Here is a 17,025-nt window from a genome sequence, read left to right as displayed (position 1 = left end):
CCCCCTCAGTCCTCGGCGCCGGGACGGCGGACGACGTCGTAGTCGAGGAAGACCACCCCGCGACCGACCCGCCACTCGCGCCGCAGCCGCAGGTCGAGGCGCCGGTCGGGCAGGAACCGCAGGCCGCGGCCGATCGCGACCGGGTAGACCACCGGGCGGACCGAGTCGACGAGGCCGTGGGCGAGCGCCTGGGCGGCGAGGGTGGGGCCGTCGATCGTCAGGTCGCCGGCGGTGGACTCCTTGAGGGCGCGGACCTCCTCGGGGTCGAAGCTGGAGCGCAGCTGCGTGCGGGCCGTGATCGGCTCGGTCAGGGTCGTCGACCACACGTACTTGTCCGCCCGCTGCCACATGTGGGCGAACCGGGCCATCTCGGGCCCCTCCTCGGCGAGGGCGGGGTCGGTCTCCCAGGGGTGCATCATCTGGTACATCCGCCGGCCCATGAGGTAGGTGCCGACGCCGTCCATCTCGTCGTTCATGGCGTCGTGGTCGTCGGCCTCGGGCGCCGCCCAGGAGAAGTCGCCGTGCTCGTCCTGCACGAATCCGTCGAGCGAGACCTGCATCGAGTAGATGAGTCGTCCCATGGGTCCTCCTCGTCGAGTTCCAGTTGCGATATGCAACCAGAGGCGAGCCTAGCGGGGCCGGGGACGGTGCACCAGGGGAATCGGCGCAGCGTTCCTGCCGAGGTCGGCGATGAGGTCTGCGGTCAGGTCCGCGGTCAGGTTGGCGACCAGGTCCGCGGTCAGGGAGAGGAGCTCATCGGGCGCCGTCGCTGTGCTCGGCCGCGGCATCGGGGACGAGGGAGACGATCATCTCGAAGAGGCGGTGGAGGTCGTCGTCGGCGAGCGGCGGCATGATCGCGCTCGCCCCGATCGCGACGACGTAGGGCAGCAGGGCGGCCAGCCGCACCTCCTCCTCGTCCCGGGAGACCTGGCGCCACACCGCGCGGATCGTCTCGAGCCGCCCCTCGTCGATCGCGGCCTGCGTCCGTGCCGCGTCGGGGTCGGTGAGCGCCCAGGCGCGCAGCGCCGCCTCGAGCCGCGGACGCCGGAGGTCCGCGCGCGCCGTCGCGAGCCGGCCGATGAGATCGGCGGAGGTCTGCACGCGGTCCTCGGGCACCACGTCGGTGGCGGCGACCGTGTCCGCGAACCCGGCGGTCTGGATCTCCTCCAGGTGCACCAGCAGGTCCTTCTTGAACCCGGCCACGCCCCGGAAGTGGTGGTAGAAGGACCCGGTCGACAGGCCCAGCCGATCGGCGAGGCGGTCGATGCGGAGCGCGTCGACCCCACCCTCCTCGGCGAGCACCTCGACGCCCATGTCCAGCCAGCGCTGCCTCGCTGCGCTCATGCACCCGCTCCTCGCTCCTGTGGTGACGCCCCATGCTCCCGTCATGTTCCCTGACGCCCGACGAACCGTAACCTAACCTATGTTACGGTCGCGGCGAAGACCGCATCCGCAGGGGAGGGCGCATGAGCACGCCGCCGACGACCGCCGTGCCGCTCGGGCCGCTCGGGCCGCTCAGGCCGCTCGCGCAGCTCGGTCCGGGGAGCATCCACCGATGAAATCGCTCCTGCTCGCCTCCCTCGTCCCCGTCGCCGCCGCGTCGGCCGTCATCGCCGTTGGCGCACTGCGGGCGTCGCGCCGGACGAAGGACTACTTCGCCGCGCACGTCCGCGCGGCGGAGCGCCTGGGCTTCCGCGAGCGGACGGTCCGCATCCGCGAGGGCCTCGAGCTCAACGTCGCCGAGCGCCCGCAGGACGACGGCGTGCCGCTGCTGCTCATTCCCGGCCAGGGCTGCGTGTGGCAGGAGTACGCCAAGGCGCTGCCGCATCTCGTCGACACCTACCGGGTGCTCGTCGTCGACGTGCACGGGCACGGCAGGAGCACCTGGAACCCCGAGGACTACACCGGCGTGCAGATCGCCGACGACGTGGCGGCGCTCGTCGAGCGGTCCTTCGACGGCCCCGTCGTCGTCGCCGGGCACTCGTCGGGCGGGCTGATCGCCGCGCTCCTCGCCGCGCGCCGGCCCGACCTCGTGCGCGGCGTCCTCCTCGAGGACTCCCCGTTCTTCTCCACCGAGCCCGACCGGATCGAAGAGACCTACGTCTACGTCGACGCGTTCGAGAGCGCCGTCGAGTTCGTCGCCCAGGACGCCGAGCGCGACTGGGTGTGCTGGTACATGCCCCGCAGCTACTGGAAGCAGATCTTCGGGCCGCTGTGGACGCTCTTCACCCGCAGCGTGATCAGGCAACGGCGGGCCGATCCCACCCGCGTGCCGATCGTGCGCTGGGTCGGGGTGAGCATCAACCGGATCTGGGGCACCATGAGCCAGCCGTTCGACCTGCGGTTCACCGCCTCCTTCGCCGACGGCAGCTGGCTACGCGGATTCGACCAGGCCGCCACCCTGGCGGCGATCTCCTGCCCGACGGTCTTCGTCAAGGCGACCCCGACCCGCCACGACCGCCAAGGCACGCTCCTGGCGGCGCTCGACGACGACGACCTCGCCCGCGTCGAGCACCTCCTGCCCGACAACGAGACCGTGCGCGTGCACAGCCCGCACGACGTGCACTTCGCCCGGACGGAGGAGTACGCGGCGGCGCTGGTCGGGCTCCTGGGCAGGCTCGGGCGTGAGGACCGCGGCCGCGGCGAGCGCGTCCGCGACGACAGGTCCGACGACGAGCGGCTCGGTCCCGTCCTGCCGCCTCGCCCGTGACGCGCGCAGGCGCGGCTGCTCGCTGCGGTCAGGCTCCGACGAGGCTGGCCACCGCGCTGCGGAACAGCTCGAGGCCGTCGGTGCCGGCGCGCGCACCGGCGTCGGAGTCCGGCCCGAACCCGCGCTCGACGGCATGCTCCGGGTGCGGCATCAGCCCCACCACGCGGCCCGACGCGTCGCTGACCCCGGCGATGTCCCGCAGCGACCCGTTGGGGTTGACGCCGACGTACTCGAAGACCACGCGCCCCTCGGCGGCGAGCTCGTCGAGAGTCTCCTCGGTGGCCACGTACCGCCCCTCGCCGTTCTTCAACGGCACGACGATCTCCTGGCCGACCGAGAAGCGGTTGGTCCACGCCGTCGAGGCCGAGGCCACCCGCAGCCGCTGCTCGCGGCAGATGAAGCGCTGGCGCTCGTTGCGCACGAGCGCGCCGGGCAGCAGGTGCGCCTCGCACAGCACCTGGAAGCCGTTGCAGATCCCCAGCACGGGCGTCCCGGCCCGCGCCGCGTCGACCACCGCGCGCACCACCGGCGCCAGCGCCGCGATCGCGCCGGCCCGCAGGTAGTCGCCGTAGGAGAAGCCGCCGGGCAGGACGACGGCGTCGACCCCCTGCAGGTCCGCGTCCGCGTGCCACAGCGCCACCGGCTCGGCGCCGGCCAGGCGCACCGCGCGGGCGGCGTCGACGTCGTCGAGGGTGCCCGGGAAGGTGACCACCCCGATGCGTGCGGTCACAGCGCCACCCCGGCCGCGGCGTCGTCGGCCTGCTCGTCCGCGCGCACGGCCACGACGTCCTCGATGACCGGGTTGGACAGCACGTCGGCGGCGGCGCGCCTGGCGGCCTCGAGGTGCTCCTCGGTGACCTCGCCGTCGACGGTGAGCTCGAACCGCTTGCCCTGGCGCACGCCGAACCCCGTGAGGCCCTGGTGCTCGAGCGCGCGGACCACCGCCTTGCCCTGGGGGTCGAGGATCTCCGGCTTCGGCATGACGTCGACGACGATGCGGCCCATGTGGTGCCCTTCCTTCAGGTACGGACGACTGGCGCCAGGGTAGGCGCCCGTCGCTGGTCAGACCGGGGCCGTCCGCCCCGTGAGGGTCTCGAAGGCCGTGACGTAGCGCTCGCGCGTGCGCTCGACGACGTCCTCGGGCAGCGGCGGGGGCGCCGTGTCGCCCGCACGGTCCCAGCCCGAGGCCGGGGAGGTGAGCCAGTCGCGCACGAACTGCTTGTCGATGCTCGGCGGCGTGCTGCCCGGGACGACGTCCGCCGCGCGCCAGAACCGCGAGGAGTCGGGGGTGAGGACCTCGTCGGCGAGGACGAGCTCGACGTCGCCCGGACGGTTCTCGAAGCCGAACTCGAACTTGGTGTCGGCCAGCACGAGCCCGCGCTCGAGCGCGATCTCGGACGCCCGCCGGAACACCGCCAGGGACCGGTCGCGCAGGCGGCGGGCGGCGGTGACACCCACCTTCTCGGCGGACTGCTCGAAGGTGATGTTCTCGTCGTGCTCGCCGACGGCCGCCTTGGCCGCGGGCGTGTAGATCGGCGGGTCGATGCGGTCGCCGTCGACCATCCCCGGAGGCAGCTCGACGCCGCAGACCGCCCCGCCGGCCCGGTACTCCGCGAGCGCCGAGCCGGTGAGGTAGCCGCGGACCACGCACTCGATCGGGTACATCTGCAGCCGCCGGCAGATCATCGCGCGCCCGGCGACCTCCGCCGGGACGTCGAGGGAGACGACGTGGTCGGTCACCAGGTCGGCGAGCTGCTCGAACCACCACAGGGTGAGCTGGGTGAGGATGACGCCCTTGCCGGGGATCGGCGTGGGCAGGACGTGGTCGAAGGCGCTGAGCCGGTCCGAGGCCACCATGAGCACGACGTCGCCGCCGCGGCCCGAGTCCTGGTCCGCCGGCACGTACATGTCCCGCACCTTGCCGCTGTAGACGTGGCTCCAGCCGCGCAGGTGCGGCGCCTCACCGACCCCGATGCTCATGCGCCCATCCTGGCACCGCGGCGCCGCGCGGTCGCCCCGGCTGCTGCGCCTCCCACTCATCGAGACATGGGCGCCCCCACTCATCGAGACATGGGCGCCCCCACTCATCGAGACATCGGGTTGCGTCTCGAGACGATGCACGCGGGGCATGCGCTCGATACACAAGGCATGTTCTCGACGACGGGCGGCGGTGTAGCAGGTGGGGCGGCGGGTGGCGCACCAGCCCGCCGCCTCCCCAATCATCGAGACATCGGGTTGCGTCTCGAGACGATGGACACGGGGCATGCGCTCGACACACGACCCATGTTCTCGCTGAGGCGCGGCGGATGGGGTGCCAGCCAGCGGCGAGCTACCCCGCGGCGACCGGGACCGTGACGCGCCCCTCGGCCGCCGCCAGGGCGATGTCCGAGCGATGCTGCGCGCCGTCCAGCCGCACCTGCCCCACCCCGGCGTAGGCCGTCGCGCGGGCCGCGGCCAGGTCCTCCCCCTGCCCGACGACGGTGAGCACCCGCCCCCCGCTGGAGACCACGCGCCCGTCGACCTCGGCGCTGCCCGCGTGGACGACGTGGACGCCGTCGATCCCCTCGGCCTCGGCGAGCCCGGCCACCTCGTCGCCGGTGTGCACCTTGGCCGGGTAGCCCGGGGAGGCCACGACGACGCCGACGGCCGCGCCCTCGTCCCACTCGAGGACGTCCTCGGCCGGCAGGTTGCCGGTCGCGGCCGCGTGCAGCAGCCCGGCCAGCGGGGTGCGCAGCCGGGCGAGGACGACCTGCGTCTCGGGGTCGCCGAAGCGCACGTTGAACTCGATGACCCGCAGCCCGCGCGAGGTCAGCGCGAGCCCGCAGTACAGCAGCCCGACGAACGGGGTCCCCCGGTGGGCAAGCTCGGCGACCACCGGCCGCGCGACGCGCTCGAGCACCTGCTCGGTGAGGTCGGCCGGCGCCCACGGCAGCGGCGAGTAGGCGCCCATGCCACCGGTGTTGGGGCCGGTGTCGCCGTCGCCGATGCGCTTGAAGTCCTGGGCGGGGGCCAGCGGCAGGACGCGCTCGCCGTCGGAGAGGCAGAACAGCGAGACCTCGGGCCCGTCGAGGAACTCCTCGACGACGACGCCGGCGCGCCCCCCGGTGGCCGGGTCACCGACGGCCACCTCGCCGGTGGCCGTCCCGCCGCCGGCCGGGGCCAGGCAGGCGGTCGCATGAGCCAGCGCGAGCTCGCGATCGTCGGTGACGACGACGCCCTTGCCGGCGGCGAGCCCGTCGTCCTTGACGACGTAGGGGGCGCCGAACGCGTCCAGCGCGTCGGCGACCTCCGCGGCGGTGGTGCACACGCGGGCCATCGCCGTGGGCACCTCGGCGAGCGCCATGACCTCCTTGGCGTACGCCTTGGAGCCCTCGAGGCGGGCGGCCGCGCCGCTCGGGCCGAAGACCGGGATCCCGGCGGCACGCACGGCGTCGGCCACGCCCGCCACGAGCGGGGCCTCGGGCCCGACGACGACGAGATCCACCTCTCGCGCGGTCGCCAGGGCGGCGACGGCGGCGCCGTCGAGCATGTCGACGTCCACGTTCTCGCCGAGCGTCGCCGTGCCGGGGTTACCCGGGGCGATGACGAGGGACTCCGTGGCGGGGTCGGTGGCGAGCGCGCGGGCGAGGGCGTGCTCGCGCGCCCCGGAACCGATGAGGAGGATCTTCACCCGCGCAAGGGTACGGGGCGCCGCGACCTCGCCGACCGACCGGCCCCGCCCCCGGGCCGGTCGGTCATGCGCTCAGCAGGCCGGCCGCTCACCGGGCCGGCCGCTCACCGGGCCGGCCGCTCACGGGCCGACGCCGGCGCCCCGCCCCTGCGCCTGTCCCTTACGCCTGCGCCGCGGCGATGCGCTCGCGCAGCCGGCCGAGCTGCTCGCGCACCTGCGCGGGCACCTTGTCGCCGAACTGCTCGAGGTAGGTCTCGGTGTCGTCGCTCTCGGCCGACCACGCCGCTGGGTCGACGCGGAAGATCTCCTCGAGCACCTCCGGTGCCAGGTCGAGCCCGTCGAGGTTGAGGTCCTCCGTCCGCGGCACGCGGCCGGTGATCCCGTCCTCGGCCCCGACCTCGCCGCTGACCCGGCGGATGATCCAGTCCAGCACCCGGGAGTTGTCGCCGAAGCCGGGCCACATGAACCGGCCGTCTGCGTCCTTGCGGAACCAGTTGACCTGGTAGATCCGCGGCGCATGCTCGCCGAGCTTCTCCCCCATGGTCAGCCAGTGGCCCCAGTAGTCGGCCATGTTGTAGCCGCAGAACGGCAGCATGGCGAAGGGGTCGCGGCGCAGCGCCCCCACGGTCCCCTCGGCGGCCGCCGTCTGCTCGGAGGCCACGGTCGCCCCCATGAACACCCCGTGCTCCCAGTCGTAGGCCTCGGCCACGAGCGGGACGTTGGAGGCGCGCCGCCCGCCGAAGAGGATGGCGTCGATCGGCACGCCGGCCGGGTCCTCCCAGGTGTCGGCGATCGTCGGCGCCTGCGCGGCGGGCGCGGTGAACCGGCTGTTGGGGTGCGACGAGGGCCGGCCCGAGTCCGGCGTCCAGCTTTCGCCCTGCCAGTCGGTGAGGTGGGCCGGGGGCTCGTCGGTCAGGCCCTCCCACCACACGTCGCCGTCGTCGGTCAGGGCCACGTTGGTGAAGAGGATGTTCTCCCGCAGGGTGTCCACCGCGACCGGGTTGGTCGAGCGACCCGTGCCCGGCGCGACGCCGAAGAACCCGGCCTCGGGGTTGATGGCGTACAGCCGGCCGTCCTCGCCCTGGCGCATCCAGGCGATGTCGTCGCCGACGGTCTCCACCTTCCAGCCCGGGATCGTGGGCTGGAGCATGGCGAGGTTGGTCTTGCCGGTGGCCGAGGGGAACGCGCCGGTGACGTGGTAGCTCTTGCCGGTGCGCTCGTCGGTCAGCTTGAGGATGAGCATGTGCTCGGCCATCCAGCCCTCGTCGCGGGCGAGGACGGAGGCGATGCGCAGGGCGTAGCACTTCTTGCCCAGCAGGGCGTTGCCGCCGTAGCCGGACCCGTAGGACCAGATCTCACGGGTCTCGGGGAAGTGGGTGATGTACTTCTCGTCCGAGCACGGCCAGGGCACGTCGGGGCGGCTCGCGCCGTCGGCGTCGACCAGGGGGTAGCCCACCGAGTGCACGGCCGGCACCCAGTAGCCGCCGGCCTTGATCTGCTCGAGCGCGGGCGTGCCCATGCGGGTCATGATCCGCATGTTGCACACGACGTAGGGCGAGTCGGTGATCTCGACGCCGAGCCGGGAGATCGCCCCGCCGAGCGGCCCCATGGAGAAGGGGACGACGTACATCGTGCGTCCGCGCATCGACCCGTGGAAGACGCCGCGCAGGGTCTCCTTCATCGCGGCGGGCTCGGCCCAGTTGTTCGTCGGGCCCGCGTCCTCCTCCTTCTCGGAGCAGATGTAGGTGCGCGACTCCACGCGCGCGACGTCCGAGGGCAGCGAGCGGGCGAGGAAGCTGTTGGGCCGCTTGTCCTCGGCGAGCCGGATCAGTGTCCCCGACTCGACCATCCCGGCGGTGAGCCGGTCCCACTCCTCCTGTGAGCCGTCGGCCCACTCGACGGCGTCGGGCCTGGTCAGCTCGGCAACCTCGCCGACCCAGGTGAGCAGTTCCTCGGGCACGCCCGACGGCGCCGACTCTCGAACCAGGTCACGCGCCGGGCTCTGGGTGGTCATCCTTGATCATCCTCCTCGATGCCGAGGGTCCGTCCCCTCGGAGCGTCCGGTGACACCGGGCATCGATCGACAGGGGGGATAGATCTATGCACGACCCACCCGCCCGCGGACCGCTACCGTGACGTACATGAGACGTCATCCTCAGCCTAGTGGCCTGCGCAGGCGCATCACGGCCCTTCTGTCCCTTCCCATCCTGCTTCTCGTGCTCTCCGGCTGCTTCCGGGCCGACATCAGCTACGAGATCGGCACCGACGGCACCACGGACGTGCACGCGCAGGGCGTGGCGCTGAGCCCCGCGGTCACCCGCGCCGACGTCAACTGCCAGGAGCTCGCGGAGGACGACTCGCCCGTCGAGGGCGCCACCGTCACCGCGGAGGACTACGAGGAGAACGGCCTGGTCGGCTGCACCCTCGAGGCGTCCGGCCCGACCGACCAGATGGTCAACGACGACGGCAGCTACATCGTCACGCAGGACGGCGACACCCTGACCTTCAGCCTGCAGGGCGACCCGACGATCGACGTGGAGTCGATGGCCGCGCTCGGCACCCCGGAGATGACCACGACGGTCGTCTTCCCCGGTGACGTCATCGACGGCGGCGGCGGCGAGGTCAACGGCAACGAGGTGACCTTCACCGGCATCGAGTGGTACCGCGACGGCATCACCGCCACCGGCTCGGCCTCCGCCGGCTTCCTCGACAGCATCCCCGGCTGGGCGCTGTGGACCGCCATCGGCGTGGTCGTCGCGCTCGTGCTGCTCATCATCATTCTCGCGGTGACCCGCGGTAACAAGAAGAAGCGGGCGGCCGCCGCCCAGGGCGGCCCCGGCGGTCCGGGCGGTTACGGCGCGGGCGGTGGTTACGGCGGTCAGCAGCAGTGGGGCGGCCCGCAGGGCGGCCAGCCCGGCTGGGACCAGGGCGGCCAGCAGTGGGGCGCCGGCCAGCAGCAGTGGGGCGGTCAGCCCGGCTGGGGCGCCCAGAGCCCCGACCAGGCCCAGTGGGGCGGTCAGCCCGGCTGGGGCGCGCAGAGCCCGGGCCAGGGCCAGCAGGGCTGGGACCAGGGCGGACAGGGTGGCCAGCCCTGGGGCCAGGGCGGCCAGCAGCCCCCTCAGCAGGGCCAGGGCTGGTCCTGACCGACCCGGGGCCGCTGCCCGGCCCCTGACGTCTCGGGCCACGACGACGGCGCCCGCCTCCCGTACGGGAGGCGGGCGCCGTCGTCGTGTGTGAGGGCTGCGGCCGCGCGGCAGAAGGAGCCGACGCCGCGGTCGCCTCCGACGACCCGGTCGGGTCCGGGGCTCAGCCCGTCTGGGGTCCGGTGCTCAGTCGAGCAGGTCGTGGCGCACGATCGTCGCCGTGCGGTCCGGCCCGACGCCGATCGAGGAGATCCGCGTCCCGGACATCTCCTCCAGCGCGAGCACGTAGTCCTGCGCGGCCTGCGGCAGGTCGTCGAACGCGCGGACCTGGGAGATGTCCTCCCACCAGCCCGGCAGCTCCTCGTAGATCGGCGTCGCGTGGTGGAAGGACGACTGGTCGGCGGGCATCTCGTCGACCCGCTCGCCGTCGATCTCGTAGGCCACGCACACCGGCACCTTCTCCAGGCCGGTGAGGACGTCGAGCTTGGTGAGCACGAGGTCGGTGAGCCCGTTGACGCGCGAGGCGTAGCGGGCGATGACCGCGTCGTACCAACCGGTGCGGCGGGGGCGGCCGGTCGTCACGCCGAACTCGCCGCCGGTCTTGCGCAGGTGCTCACCCATGTCGTCGTGGAGCTCGGTGGGGAACGGCCCCTCGCCGACGCGCGTGGTGTAGGCCTTGATGACCCCGACGACGCGGTCGATGCGCGTGGGCCCGATGCCCGAGCCGGTGCTGGCGCCGCCCGCCGTCGCCGAGGAAGAGGTGACGAACGGGTAGGTGCCGTGGTCGACGTCGAGCATGGCGGCCTGGCCGGCCTCGAACAGGACGGTGCGCCCGGCGTCGAGGGCCCGGTTGAGCTCGAGGGAGACGTCGGTGACCATCGGGCGCAGGCGCTCGGCGTGGGCGAGCAGCTCGTCGACGACGATGTCGACCTCGGCGGCCCTCCGGTTGTAGATCTTGACGAGGACCTGGTTCTTTAAGTCGAGGGCGGCCTCGACCTTCTGCCGCAGGATCGACTCGTCGAACAGGTCCTGGACGCGCAGGCCCACGCGGCTCATCTTGTCGGCGTAGGTGGGGCCGATGCCGCGGCCGGTGGTGCCGATCTGACGCTTGCCGAGGAAGCGCTCGGTGACCTTGTCGAGGGTGCGGTTGTAGCTGGGGATGAGGTGGGCGTTCGCCGAGACGCGGAGCTTGGAGACGTCCACGCCGCGGGCCTCGAGCGCGTCGAGCTCCTCGAACAGGACGTCGACGTCGACGACCACGCCGTTGCCGATCACCGGGACGACGCCGGGGCTGAGGATGCCGGACGGCAGGAGGTGGAGGGCGTACTTCTCGTCGCCGACGACCACGGTGTGGCCCGCGTTGTTGCCGCCGTTGAACTTGACGACGTAGTCGACCCGGCTGCCGAGCTGGTCGGTGGCCTTGCCCTTGCCCTCGTCGCCCCACTGGGCCCCGACGACCACGACTGCCGGCATGTCCTGCTCCCTCGCTCGCTGCGTCCCGGCCGCGCCGGGACGGCCGCCGGTCGGCCCGACGCCCGCTCGAGCGTACCCGCGGCCGCCGACGCCGGGGCGGGCGGGGGCCATCCACGATCCGGGACGTCGGCCACGCGCGGTCCCGGCGCCCCGCCCCCGGTGGAAGCCTGATCGGAGCCACCTTCCGACAGGAGCCCCCATGACCTTCATCGCCGAGAACGCCATCGACCTGGTCGGCCGCACCCCGCTGGTGCGGATCGGCCGGCTGCTCGCCGACGACGACGGCGCACCCCCTCCGGCGACCGTCCTCGGCAAGCTCGAGACCGCCAACCCCGCCGCGAGCGTCAAGGACCGCACGGCGCTGTCGATCGTGCGGGCCGCGGAGGCCGACGGCCGCCTGCGCCCCGGCGGGACGATCCTCGAGGCCACGAGCGGCAACACGGGCATCGCCTTCGCGTGGATCGGTGCGCTGCTCGGCTACCGGGTGGTCATCGTCCTGCCCGACGACGTCTCCGCCGAGCGCCGCGCCCTCATCCGCGCCTTCGGTGCCGAGCTCGTGCTCACCCCCGGCGAGCTGGGCATGGCCGGGGCCAACCAGCACGCCAACCGGCTCGTCGAGGAGGACCCGACGCTGTTCCTCTCGGGCCAGGGCGGCAACCCCGCCAACCCCGGCGTGCACGAGGCCACGACCGGCCCCGAGATCTGGGCGGACACCGGCGGGCAGGTCGACGTCCTCGTCGCCACCACCGGTACCGGCGGCACGCTCAGCGGCGCGGGCCGGTTCCTGCGCACGAAGAACCCGGCCGTCCGCCTGGTCGGGGTCGAACCCGCCGAGGCCCCGGTGCTCAGCGGCGGCGAGTGGCAGCCGCACAAGATCCAGGGCATCACCGGCGGCAACGGGGTCCCGCCGGTCACCGACCTCGAGCTCATCGACGAGATCGTCACCGTCCCCCAGGACGAGTCCATCGACTGGGCCCGCCGGGCGGCCCGCACCGAGGGCCTGCTGCTGGGCGTCTCCTCGGGAGCGGCGCTGCACGCCGCGGCCCGGCTCGCGCGGCGCCCCGAGCACGCCGGGCAGACGATCGTGGCGATCCTGCCCGACGGCGGTGAGCGCTACGTGTCCGCCGAGCTGTTCGACCACGTGCGCGCCCCGCGGGGCTGAGCGCAGGTCCGCACGGGACCTGCGCGCTCCCCCGCCACGCCTCACGCGCGACGCGCGGACGTCCGCCACGTCCTGCCCCCACCAAGCGAACGGCTCCCGCCCGGGCCTGATCGGACCGGGCGGGAGCCGTCGTCGTGCGGGGCCGGCGCGAAGGTGCGCCGGCTACGGGGTCAGGAGATCTTCTTGCCCGCGGAGCCGAGCCACTCGCAGGCCTCGACGATGCGCGTGGCCATGCCGGCCTCGGCCGACTTGCCCCACGAGCGCGGGTCGTACTGCTTCTTGTTGCCGACCTCGCCGTCGATCTTCAGCACGCCGTCGTAGTTGCGGAACATGTGCTCCACGACGGGGCGGGTGAAGGCGTACTGGGTGTCGGTGTCGATGTTCATCTTGATGACGCCGTTGCGCACGGCGGTGCGCACCTCGTCCTCGGTCGAGCCGGAGCCTCCGTGGAAGACCAGGTCGAACGGCTTCTCCTTGCCGACCTCCTTGCCCACGGCCTCCTGGATCTCGCCAAGGAGCTCGGGGCGGAGCTTGACGGCGCCGGGCTTGTACACGCCGTGGACGTTGCCGAAGGTCAGGGCCGTGAGATAGCGGCCCTTCTCGCCGGTGCCGAGCGCGCGGGCCGTGGCCAGGCCGTCCTCGGGCGTGGTGTAGAGCTTCTCGTTGATCTCGGCCTCGTGGCCGTCCTCCTCGCCACCGACGACGCCGATCTCGATCTCGAGCAGCGTGCGCGCGGCGACGGACTTCTCCAGGAGCTCCTCGGCGATGCGCAGGTTGGTCTCCAGGTCGACGGTCGAGCCGTCCCACATGTGCGACTGGAAGGCGGCGGGACGGCCGGCGGCGACCTCGGCGGCCTCGAGCTCGAGCAGCGGGCGCACCCAGCTGTCGAGGTTCTGCTCCGCGCAGTGGTCGGTGTGCAGGGCGACGGTGACGCCGTAGCCCTTGGCGACCTCGCGGGCGTAGGCGGCCAGGGCGAGCGAGCCGGCGACCCGGTCCTTGACGGTCGAGCCCGACGCGTACTCCGCGCCGCCGACCGAGACCTGGATGATGCCGTCGGACTCGGCCTCGGCGAACCCGCGCAGCGCTGCGGTCAGCGTCTGCGAGGAGGTGACGTTGATGGCGGGGTAGGCGAACGCACCGGACTTCGCCCGGTCGATCATCTCGACGTACACCTCGGGGGTGGCGATGGGCATCGTGGACCTCCTGGTCGTTGAGCGGATCCGTAACGCCTCCGATCATCCCACCTTCTGCCGCGCGGCGTCCGGGCCTTCCGTCCGGCGTCGGTGGCAGCCGGTTCAGCCGGTGGCGTGCTGCGTCATCCAGGCGTGCATGGCGATGGCCCCCGCGGCGGCGACGTTGAGCGACCGCGTCGAGCCGTGCTGGGTGATGGCGACGAGCAGGTCGCAGCGTCCGACCAGGTCCTCGGGCAGGCCGACGGACTCCTCGCCGAGGACGAGCACCGCCTCGCGCGGCAGGGCGAGCCCCTCCAGGGGGACCGAGCCGGGCAGGTTGTCCACCCCGACGACGGCCAGGCCGAGCCCGCGCGCCCACGCCAGGAGGGCGTCGGCGTCGGGGCGGTGCTCGATCGTCAGGTACCGGTCGGTGACCATGGCGCCGCGGCGGTTCCACCGGCGCCGGCCCACGATCTGCACCGAGGCGAGGTTGAAGGCGTTGGCCGTGCGCACGAGGGAACCGATGTTGAGGTCGCGGCCCGTGTTGAGCAGGGCGAGGTGCAGCGGCTGCGCGCGGGCGGCGAGGTCGGCGCGGATCGCGGCCACGCTCCAGTAGCGGTAGTGGTCGGCCACGTTGCGCCGGTCGCCGTCGGCGAGCAGCTCGGGGTCGAGGCGCGGGTCCGCGGGCGGGTCGCCCTCCCAGGGCCCGACGCCGACGCTGCGCCCGGGCGCGTCCTCCTCGACGTCGGGGGTCGTGGGGTCGGGGTCGGTGGCGGCGGGGCCAGGGAAGGTGGGGACGGCGTCGACGCCGCCCAGGTCAGGGAGGTCCGCGCCCTCGCGGGGCGGTCGGGCGTGACTCACGCCGGGGTCAGGCGAGCCCGACGTCGCTGAGGTCGAGGGCGTTGATGTAGCGGTAGCCGGCCTCCTCGACGGCCTCGCGCGCACCGGTGCCGCGGTCGAGGACGACGACCACCCCGGCGATCTCGGCGCCCGCCTCCGCGACGGCGTGGGCGGCGGTCAGCACCGAGCCCCCGGTGGTCGAGGTGTCCTCGAGGACGACGACGCGGCGGCCGCGGATGTCCGGGCCCTCGATCCGCCGCTGCATGCCGTGCGCCTTGGCCTCCTTGCGGACGACGAACGCATCCAGGCCCTGGCCCCGGCTGGCCGCGGCGTGCAGGACGGACAGCGCCACCGGGTCGGCGCCGAGCGTGAGGCCGCCGACGGCGTCGATCTCGCCGATCCCCAGGCCCTCCTCCTCGAGGAGGTCGAGCAGGACGTGACCGAGCAGCGGCGCCGCCTCGTGGTGCAGGGTCACGCGCCGCATGTCGACGTAGTGGTCGGACTCCTTGCCCGAGGAGAGCACGACGTGGCCGTGCACGACGGCGAGGTCGGCGACGAAGGCGGCCAGGCGGGCGCGCTGGGAGTCGTTGGGCGCGGAGGAGGTCTCGCTCATGCGCCCGAGGATATCGACCCCCGCCGGCCCGGCCGACGCGCCGCCGTCGAGCAGCCCGCGCCGACGAGCCGGCCGCGCCGACGCCGCGCGGCCGACCGGCCCGTCAGCTCCGTCAGCTGCCGAGCGGGACGAGGTCCTCGGTCTCGGCGTCGCTGAACAGGCGCGAGCGGATGAGGAACCGCACGCCCTCGGGCGCCTCGAGGGAGAAGCCGGCGCCGCGACCGGGCACGACGTCGATGGTCAGGTGGGTGTGCTGCCAGTACTCGAACTGGCTGCGGCTCATCCACACCGGCACCGTGAACGTCTCCGCGTCGCCGCCGGCGCCCTCGTCGACCTGGACGGTGAGGTCCCCGAGGTGGACGTCGGCGTCGCCGGTGAGGAAGTCGCCCAGCGGGTAGCACATGGGCGAGGACCCGTCGCAGCAGCCGCCGGACTGGTGGAACATCAGCTCGCCGTGGGTGGCCCGCAGCTGGCGGAGCATCGCCGCGGCCGCCTCGGTGTGCGTCACTCGTTCGGTGGACATGGTGCCTCCTTCCGGGCGCCCGGACCGGGCCGGGCGCCCGCCTGCGAGGTGGCCCGTCCGGGGCCGCCGGCGTCGCGAGGGGGGCGGCCGGCGGGCCCCGGACGGGCCGGTCTGGGTGTCTAGAAGAACCCGAGCCGCTTGGGCGCGTAGCTGACCAGGAGGTTCTTCGTCTGCTGGTAGTGGTCGAGCATCATCTGGTGGTTCTCGCGCCCGATGCCCGAGCCCTTGTACCCGCCGAACGCCGCGCCCGCCGGGTACTGGTGGTAGGTGTTCGTCCACACCCGGCCGGCCTGGATGGCCCGGCCCGCCCGGTAGCAGGTGGTGGCCTCGCGGGACCACACGCCGGCGCCGAGGCCGTAGAGGGTGTCGTTGGCGATGGAGATCGCGTCGTCGAACCCGGAGAAGCGGGCCACCGAGACCACGGGGCCGAAGATCTCCTCCTGGAAGATCCGCATCGAGTTCTGGCCCTCGAAGATCGTCGGGGCGACGTAGAACCCCTCGGCGAGGTCGCCGTCGTGCTCGACCCGCTCGCCGCCGAGGAGGATCTTGGCGCCCTCCTGCTTGCCGATGTCGATGTAGGACAGGATCTTCTCGAGCTGGTCGTTGCTGGCCTGGGCGCCGACCATGGTGTCGGTGTCCAGCGGGTTGCCGAGCTTGACCTGACGGGTGCGCTCGATCGCGTCGGCCATGAAGGACTCGTAGATGTCGTCCGAGACCAGCGCGCGCGAGGGGCACGTGCAGACCTCGCCCTGGTTGAGCGCGAACATGGTGAAGCCCTCGAGGGCCTTGTCGTAGTAGTCGTCCTTGGCCTGGGCGACGTCGGAGAAGAAGATGTTCGGGCTCTTGCCGCCGAGCTCGAGGGTGACCGGGATGATGTTCTGGCTGGCGTACTGCATGATCAGCCGGCCGGTCGTCGTCTCGCCGGTGAAGGCGATCTTGCGGATGCGCGGGTTGGAGGCGAGCGGCTTGCCGGCCTCGGCGCCGAACCCGTTGACGACGTTGAGGACGCCCGGCGGGAGCAGGTCGGCGATCTTCTCCACCAGGTAGAGGATCGACGCCGGGGTCTGCTCGGCGGGCTTGAGCACGATCGCGTTGCCGGCGGCCAGGGCCGGGGCGAGCTTCCACACCGCCATGAGGATGGGGAAGTTCCACGGGATGATCTGCCCGACGACGCCCAGCGGCTCCTGGAAGTGGTAGGCGACCGTGTCGTTGTCGATCTCGGTGATGCTGCCCTCCTGGGCGCGGATGGCCCCGGCGAAGTAGCGGAAGTGGTCGATCGCCAGCGGGATGTCGGCGGCCAGCGTCTCGCGCACCGGTTTGCCGTTCTCCCAGGTCTCGGCGACGGCGATCTCCTCGAGGTTCTCCTCGATGCGGTCGGCGATCTTGTTGAGGATGACCGCGCGCTCGGCGGCGGTGGTGCGCCCCCAGGCGGGCGCGGCGGCGTGGGCGGCGTCGAGGGCGGCCTCGATGTCGTCGGCGTCGCCGCGGGCGACCTCGGTGAAGGTCTTGCCGGTGAGCGGGCTCGGGTTCTCGAAGTACCGGCCGTTGACGGGGGCGCGGTACTCGCCGTTGATCCAGTGGTCGTAGCGGGAGCGGTACGAGACCAGGCTGTCCGGGGCTCCGGGTGCTGCGTAGACGGTCATGGGAGGCGGCTCCTTCGACGTCGGTGCCACGTCGGCGTGGCGGGTCTCACGAGCATAGGCACGAAGCGGACGAATC

Annotated in this window: 16 protein-coding genes; 3 read left to right on the top strand and 13 right to left on the bottom strand. The window is 73.0% G+C overall.

Going from position 1 to position 17,025, the window contains the following annotated elements; genetic code table 11:
• Window positions 1–5 precede the first annotated feature (5 nt).
• Both AC3D3D_RS10715 and AC3D3D_RS10710 read right to left on the bottom strand, forming a co-directional pair.
• A complete protein-coding gene (locus tag AC3D3D_RS10715; RefSeq protein WP_463662065.1) occupies window positions 6–581 on the bottom strand; it encodes a dihydrofolate reductase family protein in 576 nt (191 codons plus the stop codon).
• 172 nt (window positions 582–753) lie between these two features.
• Window positions 754–1,344, bottom strand: a complete 591-nt coding sequence (locus AC3D3D_RS10710; RefSeq protein WP_463662064.1) for a TetR/AcrR family transcriptional regulator — start codon at window positions 1,342–1,344, stop codon at window positions 754–756.
• A gap of 211 nt (window positions 1,345–1,555) precedes the next feature.
• On the opposite strand from AC3D3D_RS10710, the gene AC3D3D_RS10705 reads away from it, so the two are divergent.
• Window positions 1,556–2,710 carry an alpha/beta fold hydrolase gene (locus tag AC3D3D_RS10705; RefSeq protein WP_463662063.1) on the top strand — a complete coding sequence of 385 codons (1,155 nt, stop codon included), beginning with the start codon at window positions 1,556–1,558 and terminating at the stop codon, window positions 2,708–2,710.
• A gap of 28 nt (window positions 2,711–2,738) precedes the next feature.
• On the opposite strand, the gene purQ is transcribed toward AC3D3D_RS10705, so the two are convergent.
• From purQ to AC3D3D_RS10680, 5 genes are all read right to left on the bottom strand, one after another.
• Window positions 2,739–3,440, bottom strand: a complete 702-nt coding sequence (gene purQ / locus AC3D3D_RS10700; RefSeq protein WP_463662062.1) for a phosphoribosylformylglycinamidine synthase subunit PurQ — start codon at window positions 3,438–3,440, stop codon at window positions 2,739–2,741.
• On the bottom strand, window positions 3,437–3,715 hold the full coding sequence (locus AC3D3D_RS10695) for a phosphoribosylformylglycinamidine synthase subunit PurS (RefSeq protein ID WP_463662061.1): 279 nt from the start codon (window positions 3,713–3,715) through the stop codon (window positions 3,437–3,439). Before AC3D3D_RS10695 ends, purQ begins: the two co-directional genes overlap by 4 nt.
• 57 nt (window positions 3,716–3,772) lie before the next feature.
• Window positions 3,773–4,690, bottom strand: coding sequence for a phosphoribosylaminoimidazolesuccinocarboxamide synthase (locus tag AC3D3D_RS10690; RefSeq protein ID WP_463662060.1), 918 nt, complete (start codon window positions 4,688–4,690; stop codon window positions 3,773–3,775).
• A 349-nt stretch (window positions 4,691–5,039) separates the two neighbouring features.
• A complete protein-coding gene (purD, locus tag AC3D3D_RS10685) occupies window positions 5,040–6,380 on the bottom strand; it encodes a phosphoribosylamine--glycine ligase (protein WP_463662059.1) in 1,341 nt (446 codons plus the stop codon).
• Window positions 6,381–6,540: 160 nt separating this feature from the next.
• Window positions 6,541–8,394 (bottom strand): phosphoenolpyruvate carboxykinase (GTP), encoded by a 1,854-nt coding sequence (locus AC3D3D_RS10680; RefSeq protein WP_463662058.1) that lies wholly within the window; start codon window positions 8,392–8,394, stop codon window positions 6,541–6,543.
• Between the two features lie 202 nt (window positions 8,395–8,596).
• Between AC3D3D_RS10680 and AC3D3D_RS10675 the strand changes: the two genes are divergently transcribed.
• Complete coding sequence (locus AC3D3D_RS10675; RefSeq protein WP_488511977.1) at window positions 8,597–9,523, top strand: LppM family (lipo)protein; 927 nt, start codon at window positions 8,597–8,599, stop codon at window positions 9,521–9,523.
• 186 nt (window positions 9,524–9,709) lie between these two features.
• Here AC3D3D_RS10675 and AC3D3D_RS10670 read toward each other — a convergent pair whose 3' ends face one another.
• Window positions 9,710–10,996, bottom strand: a complete 1,287-nt coding sequence (locus tag AC3D3D_RS10670; protein WP_463662057.1) for an adenylosuccinate synthase — start codon at window positions 10,994–10,996, stop codon at window positions 9,710–9,712.
• 199 nt (window positions 10,997–11,195) lie between these two features.
• On the opposite strand from AC3D3D_RS10670, the gene cysK reads away from it, so the two are divergent.
• Window positions 11,196–12,158 carry a cysteine synthase A gene (cysK, locus tag AC3D3D_RS10665; RefSeq protein WP_463662056.1) on the top strand — a complete coding sequence of 321 codons (963 nt, stop codon included), beginning with the start codon at window positions 11,196–11,198 and terminating at the stop codon, window positions 12,156–12,158.
• 170 nt (window positions 12,159–12,328) lie between these two features.
• On the opposite strand, the gene fbaA is transcribed toward cysK, so the two are convergent.
• The 5 genes from fbaA to exaC all read right to left on the bottom strand — a co-directional run bounded on the left by fbaA (window position 12,329) and on the right by exaC (window position 16,949).
• Complete coding sequence (fbaA, locus tag AC3D3D_RS10660) at window positions 12,329–13,351, bottom strand: class II fructose-bisphosphate aldolase (protein ID WP_463662055.1); 1,023 nt, start codon at window positions 13,349–13,351, stop codon at window positions 12,329–12,331.
• A 102-nt stretch (window positions 13,352–13,453) separates the two neighbouring features.
• A complete protein-coding gene (locus tag AC3D3D_RS10655; protein WP_463662054.1) occupies window positions 13,454–14,191 on the bottom strand; it encodes a TrmH family RNA methyltransferase in 738 nt (245 codons plus the stop codon).
• Window positions 14,192–14,198: 7 nt separating this feature from the next.
• On the bottom strand, window positions 14,199–14,783 hold the full coding sequence (gene pyrE / locus AC3D3D_RS10650; protein ID WP_463662053.1) for an orotate phosphoribosyltransferase: 585 nt from the start codon (window positions 14,781–14,783) through the stop codon (window positions 14,199–14,201).
• A gap of 112 nt (window positions 14,784–14,895) precedes the next feature.
• A complete protein-coding gene (locus AC3D3D_RS10645) occupies window positions 14,896–15,306 on the bottom strand; it encodes a DUF779 domain-containing protein (RefSeq protein ID WP_463662052.1) in 411 nt (136 codons plus the stop codon).
• Between the two features lie 119 nt (window positions 15,307–15,425).
• On the bottom strand, window positions 15,426–16,949 hold the full coding sequence (exaC, locus tag AC3D3D_RS10640; RefSeq protein WP_463662051.1) for an acetaldehyde dehydrogenase ExaC: 1,524 nt from the start codon (window positions 16,947–16,949) through the stop codon (window positions 15,426–15,428).
• Window positions 16,950–17,025: the final 76 nt, after the last annotated feature.

The sequence above is a fragment of the Georgenia sp. X1117 genome, from assembly GCF_057784635.1.
The sequence above is the reverse complement of the archived record's forward strand: the minus strand, read 5'-3'. Positions and strand labels throughout refer to the sequence as shown.

Coding starts and splice junctions, on each gene's coding strand:
- AC3D3D_RS10715 (WP_463662065.1), bottom strand. CDS start 581: ATGGGACGACTCATCTACTCGATGCAGGTCTCGCTCGACGGATTCGTG.
- AC3D3D_RS10710 (WP_463662064.1), bottom strand. CDS start 1,344: ATGAGCGCAGCGAGGCAGCGCTGGCTGGACATGGGCGTCGAGGTGCTC.
- AC3D3D_RS10705 (WP_463662063.1), top strand. CDS start 1,556: ATGAAATCGCTCCTGCTCGCCTCCCTCGTCCCCGTCGCCGCCGCGTCG.
- AC3D3D_RS10695 (WP_463662061.1), bottom strand. CDS start 3,715: ATGGGCCGCATCGTCGTCGACGTCATGCCGAAGCCGGAGATCCTCGAC.
- AC3D3D_RS10690 (WP_463662060.1), bottom strand. CDS start 4,690: ATGAGCATCGGGGTCGGTGAGGCGCCGCACCTGCGCGGCTGGAGCCAC.
- AC3D3D_RS10680 (WP_463662058.1), bottom strand. CDS start 8,394: ATGACCACCCAGAGCCCGGCGCGTGACCTGGTTCGAGAGTCGGCGCCG.
- AC3D3D_RS10670 (WP_463662057.1), bottom strand. CDS start 10,996: ATGCCGGCAGTCGTGGTCGTCGGGGCCCAGTGGGGCGACGAGGGCAAG.
- cysK (WP_463662056.1), top strand. CDS start 11,196: ATGACCTTCATCGCCGAGAACGCCATCGACCTGGTCGGCCGCACCCCG.
- fbaA (WP_463662055.1), bottom strand. CDS start 13,351: ATGCCCATCGCCACCCCCGAGGTGTACGTCGAGATGATCGACCGGGCG.
- pyrE (WP_463662053.1), bottom strand. CDS start 14,783: ATGAGCGAGACCTCCTCCGCGCCCAACGACTCCCAGCGCGCCCGCCTG.
- AC3D3D_RS10645 (WP_463662052.1), bottom strand. CDS start 15,306: ATGTCCACCGAACGAGTGACGCACACCGAGGCGGCCGCGGCGATGCTC.
- exaC (WP_463662051.1), bottom strand. CDS start 16,949: ATGACCGTCTACGCAGCACCCGGAGCCCCGGACAGCCTGGTCTCGTAC.